Source organism: Chitinimonas lacunae (assembly GCF_042650885.1).
GTDB classification, from domain to species: Bacteria; Pseudomonadota; Gammaproteobacteria; order Burkholderiales; family Chitinimonadaceae; genus Chitinimonas_A; species Chitinimonas_A lacunae.
Genome location: NZ_JBHSBU010000001.1, coordinates 544328 through 558259 on the forward strand (window position 1 = coordinate 544328; position 13932 = coordinate 558259).

The window sequence follows — 13932 nt, forward strand, 5'->3', positions numbered from 1 at the left end:
TGGTCACGTCGGGGGACGGGGTACCGGCGCGGCATTGTGCCAATTCGAGCGCTCGACTGACAAGCCTGGCGACCGCCCACCTTGTAGGGTAGCAAAAAAGGCGCGGAAACCACGCTGTGGCGGCTTTGGGTGGCAAAACGACAACGGGCGCCCAAGGCGCCCGTTGTGGCAAAACCGCGTTACCGATCAGAACAGATGGATCACACCCAGAGTGAAGAAGCGGGTGTCAGGCACGCCACCGCTATTGTCGTCACCGGCGAACTCGACATAGGCGCCGGTCCGCTTGGACAGATTGTATTTGGCGCCCAGTGCGTAGCGGACATAGTCGCTGTCGTTGATCTTGCTGCCGTTGATCCGCTTGTCGAGGCCCACGATGGCGCCGGCTTCGAGGGTGACCTGGCTGACGTCGACGGCCACATTGGCCAGGATGGCGTCACGGCGATCCTTGCTGACACCGGCGGCCGGGTTGCGCTTCTGGCCACGCTGCCAGGCGGCGCCCAGGGTCACGGTGTCGATCTTGAACGTACCGCCCAGCAAGAAGGCTTCGTTCTTGCGGTTGTTGGCACCGAGGTTTCTTTCCTGGTTGTAGGCCGTGCCCACCATCACCGGACCTTGGCTGAACTTGAGGCTGCCCGAGAACTTGTCGCTCGACTTGACGCCGGCTGCCTTGTTCTCGCCGAAGCTGTACATCAGCGCACCGCTGACGCCGCCCATGGTCGGGGTGTCGTAACGGACCGAGTTATGGAAACGCGAAGTGGTCAGCCGGTCGTAGGCGGGCAGGGACAGACCGTTCGAGCCGTCGAAGATATCGAAGATATCGGCCAGGTTGGTGTACGGAGTCTTGCCGCGACCCAGGCCGAACTTACCGAAATCGCCCTGCAGGCCAACCCAGCCTTCGCGGGTGGCGAAACCCGACTGGGAAGCGTCATCGACGGCGATATGTTGTTCGATCTGGAAGAAGGCCTTGGTCGAGCCACCCAGGTCTTCGGTGCCTTTGAAGCCGATCCGCGAACCGGTGTAGAGGCTGTCGATCTTGTGCTGCTTGGTGGTGCCGTTGTCACTCCAGACATAACCGACATTGAGCAGGCCATAGAGCGTGACATTGTCAGCGGCCAGCGCCGGCGTAGCGCCAGCCAGGGCAAGCAGACTGGCGAGCAGGGTTTTCTTCATTCCAAATACTCCTTGAGCGGTTTGACTAAGTAATCGGACGGTGGCGGCACGCCGATTTCCAGCTTGGATCGGGCACGGGGTTTTCGCCTACCGGTCGGTGCTGAATCGGCCGGCAGTCTGAGTCCAGTGTAGTAGAGCCGCAACTAGGGAATGGCCCGATTTAGGCTGTTTTTGATTGTTTTGTTGTCAATAAACAACTTACATCAGTGCAAGACATAAAAGCGTCTATGCTGCCCGCTTTATACGATTGTCCGGTGAAGGCCATATGACAAAGGGCCTGGATCGACCAGGCCCCAGGCATCCTGCGGCTCGATGAGGCGGACAGTTCTGCGCCAAGTGCTTAGTTGAACAGGCGCTCAAGCGCTTCACCGGGCGAGGGCTCGCGCATAAAGGCTTCGCCGACCAGGAAGCCATGGACGCCATGGCCGCGCATCAGGGCCACATCGTCACGGCTGACGATGCCCGATTCGGTGATCACCAGCCGGTCGGACGGAATTTCACGCAACAAGCCTAAAGTGGTATCGAGAGACACCTCGAAGCTGCGCAGATTGCGGTTATTGATGCCGATCAGCGGCGTGGTCAGTTCAAGCGCCCGCTCAAGCTCCCAGGCATCGTGCGATTCAACCAGCACCGCCATGCCAAGCTCATGGGCTTGCGCCTCGAATTCACGCATCTGACCGAGGTCGAGTGCGGCCACGATCAGCAAAATGCAATCGGCGCCCATGGCGCGGGCTTCATAGATCTGATAGGGATCGACCATAAAGTCCTTGCGCAGCACCGGCAGTTCGCAGGCGGCGCGGGCGGCGACCAGATAGTCGGGGTGGCCCTGGAAATAGTCGATATCGGTCAGTACCGACAGGCAGGCTGCACCATGGGTGGTGTAATCGGCGGCGATGGCGGCCGGGTCGAAATCAGGGCGGATCACCCCTTTGGACGGACTGGCTTTCTTGATTTCGGCGATCACGCTGGCCTGGCCGGCGTTGATTCGTTGCCGTAAGGCGGCGGTGAAGTCGCGCTGGTCGGCACGCGCTTCGGCGTCGGCGCGTAGCGAGGTCAGCGGTCGATGGCGGCGGGCCGTGGTCACTTCTTCGGCCTTGGTGGCCAGGATTTTTTGCAGAATATCGCTCATGAATCGGCTCTTGGCATGGCGGCGGCGCCGCCCGGCGCGGGTCAAAAGTCCCGAGCTTAGTGCCTTAGCCGGGCCGCGCCAAGTCGCGTCTGGCTGGCCAGTGTGCCAGTCGGCCGGTAAATTGCCCGGGCCATCCCGCTGTGGAATGGCGACTTTTTATCTAAATGATGGCAGCAGACCGGGTTTGCTGCCTGGCGGAGGAGATAGGCGATGAAGCATTCCCGCAAACCCGCACTGTCGGTGCTGGCCGCAGCGATCGCCCTGCTGGCCGTGCCCGCCCAGGCCGCTTCCTACTATGTGGCAAGTGACGGCTCGGACAGCAATTCAGGCAGCGAACAGGCACCGTTTGCCACGCTGGGGCATGTGCTGCCCCGGCTGGTGGCCGGTGACAGTCTCACCATTCTTGGCGAATACACGCTGACTGCACCGATCAGCCTGCCAGTCAGCGGCACGGCCATCGCCCCGATCACCCTGAGGGGCCAATCCAAACAGCTGGCCACGGGCGGGACGCAGGCTTCCGACGTCAAGTGCCTGGGGCTGGACGCTTGTATCGCGCTGATCGGCCGCGATCATGTCCGGATCAGCGGTTTCAAGCTGACCGGTGGTATCCGGGCGCCTATCTGGATACAGAACGGCAAGCACCTGGAGATCAGCGACAACCAATTGTTCTCGCCGCCCAATGTCTCGGGAAGCGACCTGTACGGCATCTATCTGATGCCGAATTCCGGTGACGGCACGGCGACCAGTCGGCGCCATCAGTTCGTCACCATCAGCGGCAATACCCTCAGCACCACCAATTCCGCCATGTATCTGCGCAGTGTGGCCGATCTCAAGGTGGTCAATAACACGGTATACAACGTGCCCAAGGGCGACGGCATCGTGCTGGCACGTACCAACAGGGCGACGGTGGAAGGCAACCGGGTCAGTGGCCTGCGCCGGAGCTGGCGGGCCGATTGCAAAATCCACGCCTTTGCCGCCGGGATCAAGGTGCGCGAGTCGGAATACGTCAGCATCGTCAGCAACTCGCTCAGCGATATCACCGGCCCGGGCATCCAGGTGCGGCGCATGGATGAGTCGGTCAAGGATCGGCGCTCCAGGCACATCACCATCAGCGATAACGTGGTAACGGATACGGTCAAGGTCAATATGCCGCCACCGGGCAGTCCGCTGCCGCCGACCCAGCATTGCGGCCTGGGCTGGCCCAGTGCGGTGGTGGTCTCGCGCGCCGATGTGATCCGGATCGAGAACAATCTGGTCGGCCGCAACTGGGGCGAGGGGATTGCCCTCAACAGCTCCACCTCGGCTGTGATCGAGGGCAATACCGCCTTCGACAACTTCGGTGTCAACATCTACCTCAACAATGCCAGCGACAGCGAGGTGGTGCGTAATTTCGTCTCGTACAGCAAGGAGCCGCACGGTTATCCGTATTACCGCAAGGGTTTCCCGGCCAGCGGCATCACGATGGCCAACGAGAAGTCCGACGAGGCGATGGAGCTGGATAACAGGGTGCCGCTGCGCAATCTGGTGGTCGCCAACAATATCGTGCGCGGCGGCCGGGCCGGGATCAGCTATTTCTGGGCCGAGAAGTCCGACGGCCAGGAATATCACAGCGGTGGCCTGCAATTCGTGCGGATCTTCCATAACACGGTATACGGCAGCAAGGAAAACGCGCTGATCGATATCACAGAATCCGGTCCGGGTACCGAGCAGCACCGCGATATCCACCTCAATTCCAATATCTTTATCCAGCCCAATGGCGGCATTTACCTGCGCAATATCCGCCCGGGCCCGCATGCGGTGACTTCCTATGCCGCCAACTTCTGGTGTCGCACGTCGGCTCTGCCGGGCAGCGTCTGCATGCTTGGCACGGCCGGCCATCCGGCCCAGACGCCCAAGCTCGACCAGGAACGCGATCCGATGCTGGCCCTGAGCCCGCCGGGTAACGATTCACCGAAGGACTACGGCTTGCAGGACAGCTCGCCCGCCCGCTTTGCCGCGCTGCGTACCTTCGGCGAGAAAGACTACGTCGGCATGGTCGATTTCTTCGGTACCGAACGGCGCTGGGATCGCAGCGATGTCGGCGCGCATGAAGTGAGGGAAACGCTGGAGATTCCGGTCCGCTAAGCCTGACGGTCGCGGCAGCAGTAAGCTGCCGCGACCTGTTTTCAGAGGCAACCGACGGATGGCAGGGTTGTTGGCTGCATTTTGCCGAGCTGGTTTGAAGCGGGGTTTATATATTCTAAATACCCTTCTCACCGAGGCATTGCCATGAAACGTTTCTCTTTGCTGGCGGCACTGTGCTGCCTGCTGACCGTTGCAGTCCAGGCCGAAACCCGCATCGTTGCCGGCGACATCATTCCGTTTGCCTACGTCGAGAACGGCGCCTCGAAAGGGGTGGCTTACGACCTGATCAAAGAGATGGCCAAACATACCGGTCACTCGGGCAAGATCGAAGTGATGCCGCTCGCGCGCGCGCTCGACATTGCGATGAAAGAGCCCAATGTCCTGGTCATCCCTCCTGCCAAGACCCCGGCCCGCGAGCCGCACTACACCTGGATCACCGATCTGATGGACGAGAAGTTCATCCTGCTGGCCAAGAAGGATTCCAAGGTGGACATCTCCTCGGTCGAAGCGGCCAAGGGCCTGTCGGTCGGGGTGATGCGTGCCTCCGCCGGCGCCAAGCTGGCCGAGGGCACGGGCTTTAGCAAGATCGAGGATGTGGTCAACGAGGAACTCAACGCCAAGAAACTGTTGGGCGGCCGACTCGATAGCTGGCTGGTATCGCTCAACGCCGGCATGTTCGCGCTGCGCAAGATCGGTATGGGTCCGGATGCAGTCAAGCGCGGCGCCGTGGTACAGGCATTCAAGCTCTATCTGGCCGCCTCGCCCAATTTCGACAAGGCCGAAGCGGCCAAATGGGTGGCTGCGCTGGAAACCATCAAGCAAAACGGCAGCTACGAGAAGATTCTGCGCAATTATCAGTATGAACGCTGAGGCAGGCAATACTGGGAAGCTGGACGAGAAAATTAAAGTTTTAGGAAAAATATCTGCAAGGTGACTTGCGGGTAATTTTTAAAAAGTAAATTTTCAGGTGATTGATGTGCTGTGGATGCGGTTGCGCGGGTTTTCCGGGCGGTCCGCAACGCAACAGGGCAATCGAACGACGGCAAAGTTGGGCGGAGTCAGCAGAGACTCCGCCTTTTTATTTGGATGGGGGAAGTGAGGAGGGTTGTTGTGGACGCCCTGTCGAGAGCAGACGGTTCGGCTGGCTTGGAGGGAAGAGGAGAATAAAATTTCAGGAAAAATGCATGCAAGTCTTGTAGGTTTTCTTTTATGAAATAAAAAATTTTCAGCTATCTGTCGATGACTGGGTTGAATCGGCTGTTCCGATGCAGGACAGTCTGACGCGGCAATCGATCTGCCAATCCGCCCGGTCCGGCTCAAGCCAGCGCATAACGGTCACGCCCCTGGCGCTTGGCGTGGTAGAGCGCCTCGTCGGCGCGCTTGAGACAACTGTCTAGGCTGTCGGCGCCGTAGGCGACCGTGACGCCGATGCTGACCGTGACGGTCAGATCGCGGGCATTCCAGCGCAGGGCGCGTACCTCGTCGAGTATCTGCTGGGCTACCGCCTCGGTGCCGTCGCGTGGGGTATCAGGCAGCAGCAGCAGCAGTTCTTCGCCGCCCCAGCGGGCAGCATGGTCATACGTGCGCAGCCGTTGCTGCAGCAATTTGGCTAGCGCGACCAGCACCTCGTCGCCGAGCTGGTGGCCATAGTGGTCGTTGATCCGTTTGAAGTGGTCGATATCGAGCATCAAGACGCCCAGCGTGGTCGAGCTGCGGCTCAGTCGGCTGAGTTCGGTCTCGAATCGCTCGATCAGGCCGCGCCGGTTGAGCAGGCCAGTCAGCGGATCGGTGCGCGACACCACCTGGAGATAGCGGTTGAGTTCCATCAGCTCGGTCTGCTGGCGGTCGCTGATCAGGCTGATCTTGCGTACCCGGCGGCGCAGCTTGCAGTAAGCGGAGGCCAGCCAGCGCACGTCTTCGAGCAGGGAGTTGTCGGCATTGGCAGGGTTGCTCAGCAGGTCATCGACCCGTTGGTCGAATTCCTCGTCGTTGCCGGATAGATCGGTATCTTCGCCGGTCACGGGCGGCTTTCTGGCAAGGGGACGATATCGAAGGGCAGGCTCAGGTCTTCGCCGAAGTCCTCGGCCATTTCGAGCGCCCGGTGATTGTCGGCGTCGTAGAACCAGGTGACCTTGACCTGACGGCCATTACGGTGGGCATCGTCGAGTTGGTCGAGAATATCCATCAGGCATTTGATGCTGCCGGTGTTGAGATAGGACAGCGACAGTTCCAGCTGGATACCGGTTTCGTCTTCGCGCAGAAAACGACGCAGCCAATCGAAGATCGGTCGGTAGAAGGCGAAGGCGTTTTCAGGGTAAGACTCGCCGCTCAGGCGCATACGGCCAGTGTCCGGTTCCAGCGCAACCTGGGGCGAGGAGTTGGTGGCGGCGATGCTGAGTGTTTCCATGCTGTCTTGTCTCCGGCGGGCGCGGGCTCACAAGGTCACGGCGAGGCTGAAGAATGCCTCATCGGGGCCGAGCGGGTGGACTCGGTAGGACAGCGGCGCCGTCGCTTTGCGCGCCATGTCGATCAGGCCGAGTCCGGCCGATTCGGGATGGTCCGGATCGCGCGGGCGGCGGCGTTGTTCGCGGTAGAGCGCCCGCAGTTGCTCGCGGTCGAGCTGGCGCAGGGTTTCAATCCGACTGGCCAGGGCTTCGGCATCCTGGCGCTGCACCACATTGCCCGAGGTTATCAGATAACGGCCCTCACTTTCGGCGATCACCACGATGGCCGAACTGTAGTGGCGCTGAGCTTCGTTCGAGCTGGCCCGGCTGGTGCCATAGTTGCGGATATTCTGGGTCTGTTCGACGAATACCGAGAAAACATCGATCAGGGTCGATTTCTCCTCGGCATGGCTTTCCATATGCGAGCGGATTGCCACGGCCAGCTCCTCGATCACGCTCTGCGACAGCGGACCGTTGAAGCAGAGCTGGATATGGTGGGTTTGGAACTGGTGACGGAGAGAGAGTAGGTCCAGATCGTTCATGATGCACGGTCCTTGATCTGCTGCGGTCGAAAGCCGAGGGCGGTGATGTCGTCGCGCTGGTCGCGGCTGCCCTGCCATTCACGCAGGGCGGCAGTCAACTGCTCGCCTTGTTGTGCTAGGGGCTGGCTGGCGATTTCTGCCAGCAGCGCCGTCAATCTGGTCTTGCCGAAGGCGTAGCCGCTCGGGCCGCCGCCCTGGTCGAACAGACCGTCGCTGCACAGATAGTAGACCTGCTGCGGCGACCAGCTCAGCGCCTGTTCCGTGGCATGCTGACCGCCACGGCCGCTGACGGCGGATTTGTATTCGCGGATTTCACCGTCCTGAGCCACGAAGAGCGAAATCCCGAGACCGGCAAAGCGCGCGGTGGGGCTGCCTTCATCCCAGCATAGCAAACCGATGTCAAAACCCGTGCTTAGCGCCGCTTCGCGTGATTCGCTACGGCGCAAAACATTGGAAAAACTGTTGCTGGCATAGATGATCACCGCCGACGGACCATATTCGCCCACGGCCGCGATCGCCTGTTCGATCACCGCTGCCGCCGTCATGGTCAGGAAGGCCGCTGCGACGCCGTGGCCGGTGCAGTCGACCATGCCGACATAGTGGCGCTCGCCGTGGCGGTGCAGGCAGTAGAAGTCGCCACCGACTTCGGCTCGCGGCCGTTGCAGCACGAAATGGTCGGCAAACTCGGCGCTCAGTCGCTCTGTTGGCGGCAAGAGTGATGCCTGGATCAGGCTGGCATAGCGCAGACTTTCCACCAGTTTGTCGTTGGCCGTTTGCAGCGCCTGGGTACGTTCGGCCACCTTGCGTTCCAGATTGTCGGTGTAATCGTGCACGGTGGCGGCCATCTCGTTGAAGGTGGCACTCAGGCGGCCCAGCTCGTCATCGTGATCGACCGGCAGTCTCACCTGGTAGTGCCCGGCCGCCACTTCGGCCACCGAGTTATTGAGCCGGGCCAGCCGGTGCAGCACCAGCCGATTCATCAGCCAGCCCAGCGACAGGGCCACCACCAGCATGCCCAATAGCGATACTTCGAGCGCCGGGGTGAAGCGCTCCAGGCCCAATACCAGATCGAGATCGACCGCTACTACTGCATACCAGTCGATGGCCGGCAGATAGCTCAGGCCAAGCAGCTGGCGGCGGCCGTCGAGCTGGGCAAATAGCGTCGCCACATCGCGCTGGCCGCGTTTGAGTTCGGCCATCGCGTCTTTGAGGGCGGCGGCGCTTTCCTCGTTGAGCAGACGGAAAAAGGTCGAGCGGGCATCGTTGCGCTTGCCCACGCTATTGAGGTCGATCAGCGAGCGTTCGCGGTGGGCTTTGATGGCGCCGGCGGCGTCGATCAGCGACACTTCGACGCCGCGTTGGCGGTCGGCGACGAAGGTTTCCAGGAAACGCGACAGATCGAGTCCGGAGCCGGCAATGCCGAGCTTGCGGCCGCCTTCCTTGACGATCACGTTGATCCAGACTTTGGTGGTGCGGGAAACGGCGTTGTAGTCTACGTTCAGCGCGTAATCCTCGACCGTGTTGAGGGTGCTGAAGTACCAGCTATCGGCCGGCTGTTCGCGCTGCATGGTCTGCAGAATGGGATTGGTTCGGTAGCGCGTGCTGCCGTCGTCAAAATAATAATGGCCGCTTTGCGCGACCACGAAAAAGTAGCTGCCGTCGGCAAACCAGCGCCGATAGCTCGCCAGCTCTGCCAGAGCCTGACGAGTCAACTGGGGATCTTCTTCGCGGGCGGCCCAGCTCTTGAGCAGCGGACTATCGGCCAATTTACGCGCCAGACCGAGTTCGCGGCTGATCGGTTCGAGTACCCGGGCCTTGCCATGCAGCGCCAGCCGCTCGGCATAGGCCGAACCCAACGATTCGGCCAGGCTTTCTGCCACCCAGCGGTAGGCGATAAAGGTCAGGGTGACCGTCAACGAGTAGATCAGTAGAACCGCTAGTGCAAAGCGGGTCTTTAAGCGTTTGGAGAAGGCAATCGGCGGCACGGCGGCTCCTGCACATCGCTGGTTTGGACTATAGCAGCGGAGAAGAAATATGCGCGTCGTGTTGGCACCCGACTCATTCAAGAACTGTCTGGAAGCGGCTCAAGTGGCCGAAGCGCTCGCCATCGGCCTTCGCCGGGTCTGGCCCGGTGCGACGTTGCTGCATCATCCGCTGGCCGATGGCGGCGAAGGCACGCTGGCTGCGCTGGCTGCTGCCGTGGCGGCCGACTGGCGAGAGGCCGAGGTGCCCGATCTGGAAGGCCATGTGCGTCGCGTGCGCTGGCTCCATTGTCCCGATGCGACCGTCGTGCTCGAATCGGCCGAGATGCTGGGTCTGGGGCTGTCCGGCAGCCGCCCTGTCGCTGCACGCGACAGCGGTGGGCTGGGTCTGCTGCTGCGTCAGGCACTCGACGCGGGCGCGCGCCGGATCGCCATCGGGCTCGGTGGCACAGGCAGCAACGACGGCGGAATTGGTTTACTGCGCGAATTGGGGGCAAGGCCACGCGATGCACAAGGCGCGTCAGTGGCGCCGGGTCTTGCCGGGCTGGCCGATCTGGCGCAACTCGATCTTGCCGGGCTTGACCCCCGACTGGCCCAGGTCGAACTGATCGCGCTGGCGGATGTGGCCAGTCCGCTGTGCGGTCCTGACGGTGCAACGGCTGTCTTCGGTCCGCAAAAAGGAGTAAGGCCCGCAGAAATCGAGCGCTTCGATGGTTGGCTGGCTCGACTGGGGCAGCTTGGCGATGCGGCTTGCGGACAAAACTATTCCACTATGCCGGGAAGCGGCGCGGCGGGCGGCCTGGGTTGGGCCTTGCGCCTGCTTGGCGCCAGAATCGAAGCCGGGGCCGAATGGATCGCCGATCGGCAGGGATTGGATGCCAGTCTCGCTGGTGCTGACTGGGTGCTGACCGGAGAGGGGCGCTCCGACCGGCAGACCACCCTCGGCAAGGCCCCCTGGCGACTGGCTGCACGGGCCGCCCGGCTGGGGGTGCCGGTCAGTCTGCTGTCGGGTAGCGTCGATCCGTGCGCCTTGCCTGAACTATCCAGGCGCTTCGCCGGTTGCTTTTCGCTCTGTCCCGGCCCCGTCGGCCTCGACGAGGCTCGTACCCAGGCGACCGACTGGCTGGCTGATCGGGCTGAAACGATGGCGAGATTGTGGCAGGCGGCAAGGTCGGGGCAGGGGATACTGGGTGCGGAGTCGTGGAGCCGGACCCTCAACTAGACTTCCTGTCCGCCTCCGCCGACACATCCATCCCAAACGTAAACACTTTCCGTGGCTGTCGCTTGCCGATATACCGCACTGGCGGGCGCATCGGCTGGTGCTAACATCGGTCGATCCAAAGAGAGAGACCCACCATGCACCAACGCCATTGGGCCGCCGAGGCCATTCGCAAGATCGAGGCCGATTTCACCCGTTCGGCCGATACCCATCTGATTCCGCTCGATCTGCCGGGCTATTGCGGCATCGATATCTATTTCAAGGACGAATCGTCCCATCCCACCGGCAGCCTCAAGCATCGCCTGGCGCGCTCGCTGTTTCTCTATGCGCTGTGTAATGGCTGGCTGCATGCCGGCAGTACGGTCATCGAGGCATCGAGCGGCTCGACGGCGATCTCGGAAGCCTATTTCGCCCGTCTGCTTGGTTTGCCATTTATGGCGGTGATGCCGGCGACGACGTCGCCGGAAAAGATTGCGGCGATCGAGTTTTACGGCGGTCGTTGCCATCTGGTGACGGATCCGGCGGCGATCTACACCGAATCGGCCCGCTTGGCTCGGGAAACCGGCGGGCATTTTATGGATCAGTTCACCTACGCCGAACGCGCGACCGACTGGCGGGCCAATAACAATATCGCCGAAGCCATCTTCCATCAGATGGCCAATGAAACCCATCCTGTGCCGCATTGGATCGTCGCCAGCGCCGGTACTGGCGGCACCAGCGCCACCTTGGGGCGCTATGTGCAGTACCGGCGCCATCCGACCCGAATTCTGTGCGTCGATCCGGAAAATTCGGTATTCCACGATTACTACGAAAGCGTGCGAACCGGCCAGCCGCAGCCTGGTCTGACGCTGCCTTGCGGCTCGCGAATCGAGGGCATTGGCCGGCCGCGCGTGGAGGCGTCGTTTGTGCCGGGCTGCCTTGACGCCATGCTCAAGGTGCCGGACCCGCTGTCGTTTGCCGCGATGCGTTATCTGAGCAATCGCTTCGGTCGGCGGGTGGGCGGCTCCACCGGTACCAATTTCGTCGGGGTGCTGGCCGCCGCGCAGCAGATGCGGGCGGCCGGGGTGACGGGCTCGATCGTCACGATCCTGTGCGACAGCGGCGAGCGCTATGCCGGGACTTATTACAACGAGGAGTGGTATCAGCGCCAAGGTATCGACACTGCCGCCGCCGACACCATTCTGGCGGCTGCGGTGGCCGGTGAGCCGTTGCCGGCGTTGGTGGGGGACTTATAAGAGAGGAATGGGTTTGGCAAGCTGTTGATTTGTTGTCAAATACACATTTTTGTTTGTATGGGAATCGTTGTCTTGCAATGATTTTGCAGAATATTTGATATTCGGTTGTCGGCCTCGTTTTCCACTCCTGCTGTTAAATGAAATGTCTGGATGGGTCGATGAAGAAATATCTATGGGTAATGGCGGCGCTGTTGAGTCAGCTGCCAGCATACGCCAAGAGCGAAATGCCCCGTCTGCAAGACGGTGATCTGATCTTTCATCAATCGACTTCGGCGCAAAGCCTGGCCATTCAACGCGCTACCGGTTCGCCCTACAGCCATATGGGCATCGTGTTGTGGCGTGACGGTAAGCCTTATGTATTCGAAGCGGTGGCGACCGTGCGCTATACACCGCTGGAACGTTGGATCGGTCGTGGTGCTGGCAGGCGCTTCGTGGTCAAACGACTGCGCGACGCCGACAAGCAGCTGACGCCGGCAGCATTGGCCCGGCTGCGGCACGAGGCGAGTCGTCTGCGTGGCAAGCCCTACGATCTGACGTTTGAATGGTCCGACCGGCGGATTTACTGCTCCGAGCTGGTCTGGAAGATGTACCAGCGGGCCTTGGGGCTGGAAATCGGCCGCTTGCAGCGCATCCGCGATTTCTCGCTCGAAGACCCGGCCGTCCGCCGCAAGCTGCGGGAGCGCTATGGGCGGCAGGTGCCGCTTGATGAGCCGGTGGTGTCACCGCGTGCCATGTTGGAGTCGGCGCTGTTGGAGACAGTGGTGGCGCGTTGAGGAACGAGGGGGCGTGTGTGGATGAGGAGGGTCTGTGCGGAAGGGAGTCGTTGAGTGAGGGAACTGGAAACTTTCATGCAAGTACATTGCAAGGTGAGTAGCAAAGAAAATTAATAAATAAATATTTCAGACAACTGTACCGCTCACTCAAAGCTACGCAATTTCCCCTGCATCCTCTCCAGCGCCTGCTCAAGCGTGACACGTGGACAGGCAAAATTAAGCCGGGCAAAACCGGGCAGGCCGAATTCGCTGCCGTCGGACAGACCCACGCCAGCCTCCTCGAACAGCTCGCGTGGGTGGGGATGGGGCAGGGCGCGGCAGTCCAGCCAGCTCAGATAAGTGGCTTGTGGCCGGTTGACCCGCAGACCGGCCACCCCATCGAGTGCGGCGTGAACCCGGTCGCGGTTGCCGCGTAGATAATCCAGCAGCGCAGCAAGCCAGGGCGCGCCGCCACGAAGCGCCGCTTCGGTCGCCGTCAGGCCCAAGGGGTTGGGCGGCGGAAGCAGACCGTAGCCGGTCCGCAGCAGGGTTTCCTTGAGTGCCGGGTTGCTGATGATGGCAAAAGCGCATTGCAGACCGGCCAGATTGTAGGTTTTGGAGGCCGACATCAGCGTGATGGTGCGTTGCGCCATGCCGGGCAAGGTGGCGAATGGTCGATGCCGGGCGCCGGCATCGAGTTGCAGTTCGCAGTGGACTTCGTCGCTGACCACGGTCAGATCGTATTGCTCGACCAACCGGGCAAGCGCCGTCAGGGTGGGCAGATCCCAGCGCCGGCCGACCGGGTTATGCGGGTGGCACAGCAGTAACAGACGAGTGTCTGCGGTGATGGCGCTGCGCAGGGCGTCGAGATCCCAGTCCCAGTCGGGCTCGCGCAGCGGTAGGCCGATCAGTCGGCAACCGGCGCTTGGTGGGGCGCTCAGTAGATGTGGGTAGACGGGAGTGGCAGTCAGAATGCCCTGACCTGGTTGGGCGAAGGCGCGGCAGGCCAGGTAGAGGGCCGGGACCAGACCGGGCAGCCACAGCAGCTGGGTGCGGTCGATCTGCCAGTCATGGCGCGCGGCCAGATGATCGACCACGGCCTGTTCCACCGGGGCGGTGGCTTCGCCATAGCCCAAGATGCCATGTTCAAGTCGTTTTGCCAGCGCGGCCTCGATGACCGGGGCGGTGCGGAAATCCATATCGGCCTGCCACAGCGCCAGAATGTCGCGGCCGCGATAACGGCCCCATTTCATGCTGTCGCTGTCGTGGCGGGGAATGGGGCGGTCGAAATCGAATTCCATCGGTTTTCCGGCCAGGGCGGGCGTCCTGGTTGCG

12 protein-coding genes are annotated in these 13932 nt (G+C 61.7%); 5 read left to right on the forward strand and 7 right to left on the reverse strand.

Annotated elements, in window-relative coordinates; genetic code table 11:
* Positions 1-186: 186 nt before the first annotated feature.
* Both ACFOW7_RS02310 and trpC read right to left on the reverse strand, forming a co-directional pair.
* Positions 187-1170 carry a porin gene (locus ACFOW7_RS02310; RefSeq protein ID WP_378160589.1) on the reverse strand — a complete coding sequence of 328 codons (984 nt, stop codon included), beginning with the start codon at positions 1168-1170 and terminating at the stop codon, positions 187-189.
* A gap of 340 nt (positions 1171-1510) precedes the next feature.
* A complete protein-coding gene (gene trpC, locus ACFOW7_RS02315; protein WP_378160591.1) occupies positions 1511-2299 on the reverse strand; it encodes an indole-3-glycerol phosphate synthase TrpC in 789 nt (262 codons plus the stop codon).
* A gap of 210 nt (positions 2300-2509) precedes the next feature.
* On the opposite strand from trpC, the gene ACFOW7_RS02320 reads away from it, so the two are divergent.
* Complete coding sequence (locus ACFOW7_RS02320) at positions 2510-4423, forward strand: right-handed parallel beta-helix repeat-containing protein (protein WP_378160593.1); 1914 nt, start codon at positions 2510-2512, stop codon at positions 4421-4423.
* 144 nt (positions 4424-4567) lie between these two features.
* Entirely contained in the window at positions 4568-5293 is a 726-nt protein-coding gene (locus ACFOW7_RS02325) for a substrate-binding periplasmic protein (RefSeq protein WP_378160594.1), read from the forward strand.
* A 446-nt stretch (positions 5294-5739) separates the two neighbouring features.
* On the opposite strand, the gene ACFOW7_RS02330 is transcribed toward ACFOW7_RS02325, so the two are convergent.
* The 4 genes from ACFOW7_RS02330 to ACFOW7_RS02345 are packed head-to-tail and all read right to left on the reverse strand — an operon-like array spanning position 5740 to position 9394.
* Positions 5740-6444, reverse strand: a complete 705-nt coding sequence (locus ACFOW7_RS02330) for a GGDEF domain-containing protein (RefSeq protein ID WP_378160595.1) — start codon at positions 6442-6444, stop codon at positions 5740-5742.
* A complete protein-coding gene (siaC, locus tag ACFOW7_RS02335; protein ID WP_378160596.1) occupies positions 6441-6830 on the reverse strand; it encodes a biofilm regulation phosphoprotein SiaC in 390 nt (129 codons plus the stop codon). The genes ACFOW7_RS02330 and siaC overlap by 4 nt, the downstream gene beginning before the upstream one ends.
* 27 nt (positions 6831-6857) lie before the next feature.
* Positions 6858-7409 (reverse strand): SiaB family protein kinase, encoded by a 552-nt coding sequence (locus ACFOW7_RS02340; protein ID WP_378160598.1) that lies wholly within the window; start codon positions 7407-7409, stop codon positions 6858-6860.
* Positions 7406-9394: a SpoIIE family protein phosphatase gene (locus ACFOW7_RS02345; RefSeq protein WP_378160600.1), complete on the reverse strand. Its 1989-nt coding sequence runs from the start codon at positions 9392-9394 to the stop codon at positions 7406-7408. The genes ACFOW7_RS02340 and ACFOW7_RS02345 overlap by 4 nt, the downstream gene beginning before the upstream one ends.
* 49 nt (positions 9395-9443) lie before the next feature.
* Here ACFOW7_RS02345 and ACFOW7_RS02350 point away from each other — a divergent pair, with 49 nt between their 5' ends.
* The 3 genes from ACFOW7_RS02350 (at position 9444) to ACFOW7_RS02360 (ending at position 12618) form a co-directional block, all read left to right on the forward strand.
* On the forward strand, positions 9444-10613 hold the full coding sequence (locus ACFOW7_RS02350) for a glycerate kinase (RefSeq protein WP_378160602.1): 1170 nt from the start codon (positions 9444-9446) through the stop codon (positions 10611-10613).
* A gap of 134 nt (positions 10614-10747) precedes the next feature.
* Positions 10748-11845, forward strand: coding sequence for a PLP-dependent cysteine synthase family protein (locus ACFOW7_RS02355; RefSeq protein WP_378160604.1), 1098 nt, complete (start codon positions 10748-10750; stop codon positions 11843-11845).
* Positions 11846-12003: 158 nt separating this feature from the next.
* Complete coding sequence (locus ACFOW7_RS02360) at positions 12004-12618, forward strand: YiiX family permuted papain-like enzyme (RefSeq protein WP_378160606.1); 615 nt, start codon at positions 12004-12006, stop codon at positions 12616-12618.
* Between the two features lie 143 nt (positions 12619-12761).
* On the opposite strand, the gene ACFOW7_RS02365 is transcribed toward ACFOW7_RS02360, so the two are convergent.
* Positions 12762-13898: a MalY/PatB family protein gene (locus ACFOW7_RS02365; RefSeq protein ID WP_378160608.1), complete on the reverse strand. Its 1137-nt coding sequence runs from the start codon at positions 13896-13898 to the stop codon at positions 12762-12764.
* Positions 13899-13932: the final 34 nt, after the last annotated feature.